Origin of the sequence: Klenkia terrae, from assembly GCF_037083865.1 — a bacterium.
GTDB classification, from domain to species: domain Bacteria; phylum Actinomycetota; class Actinomycetes; order Mycobacteriales; family Geodermatophilaceae; genus Klenkia; species Klenkia terrae.
In genome coordinates this window covers 1-1,095 of record NZ_JBAPLV010000068.1, presented here as the reverse complement: position 1 = coordinate 1,095, position 1,095 = coordinate 1, and the positions used below count along the sequence as shown (strand labels likewise).

At 74.2% G+C, this 1,095-nt stretch carries 1 protein-coding gene; it reads right to left on the bottom strand.

Features of this window, described 5'->3' with window-relative positions:
* Positions 1-781, bottom strand: a 781-nt coding sequence (locus tag UXQ13_RS23550) for a glycosyltransferase (protein ID WP_336393098.1), incomplete at its 3' end; no start/stop codon positions are given.
* Positions 782-1,095: the final 314 nt, after the last annotated feature.

The window sequence follows — 1,095 nt, the reverse complement described above, 5'->3', positions numbered from 1 at the left end:
TCGCGGCGTAGTCGACCGGGCCGAGCAGGCGGACCTGCGACGCGATGCCCAGGTCGTCGGCGGCGCGGCGCACGTCACCGACCAGCGGGCCGCCGCCGACGACGTCCAGGCGCCAGGGCCGCGCTGCCGGGCCCAGCTCGGCCAGCGCGCGGACCAGCGGCAGGATCCCCTTCCGCTCCGACACGGAGTTGAGGAACAGCAGCCGGACGACGTCGTCGACCGGCGGGGCAGGAGCAGGTCCACCGGGCGGCGCGGACGTGAGGTACGGGCTGACCCGGACCCGGTCCGCCGGCACCCCCAGGTCCTCGATCACGTAGCGGGCGCCCTCGGCGTTGCTGACGAGGACCACGTGCGCCGACCCGGCGGCCCAGCTCTTCACCTGCAGTGCCCGACCCGATGACGGGGCGCCGCGGAAGCGCGGGTCGTTCTCGATCAACAGGAGGACCCGGGCGCGGCGCAGTCGGGCCACCGCCATGCCCAGCAGCGACGTCGTCGTGAACTCGATGCACACCGCCACGTCGGGCCGGGTGCGCCACAGCCGCCACAGCGACACCGGCGAGGGCAGCGGAGCCATCGGCGCCTCCTCCTGGCGACGGCTCGGCAGGCGCAGCCACCACGAGCGCAGGACCGGGCGGAGGGGGACGTCGGGGTAGCGCTCGGCATCCATCGAGTGGTCGACCGGCACGACGGTGCCCGGCAGTGCGGCCGCCACCCCCGCCAGGAGGGGCCGGAAGTACATGAGGTCACCGCGGTACCCGTAGGACCGGGAGAACCAGACCACCCGGGGCCGATGACCCCTTCGCCGCCCCGTCAGCCCTCGCGCTCGGGCATCCCGCCCCATCTGTTCCTCCTCGTGCCGGGCCCCCGGCACCGGGGAGTCTCCCGGACGGACGACCGCCCGGGGCAGCGCCTCCCCCTGAACGGGTGATGTCGCGGGTCAGAAAGCCATTCGGAGCGGCTCTGCGCCCCTACTCTGACGCCGATCGTCCCGGCTGGTCGGGACCGAGCTCATGAGGGGTGGGCACGTGACCCGATCGGCGTTGATCACGGGTATCACCGGCCAGGACGGCTCGTACCTGGCCGAGCTGCTGCTGG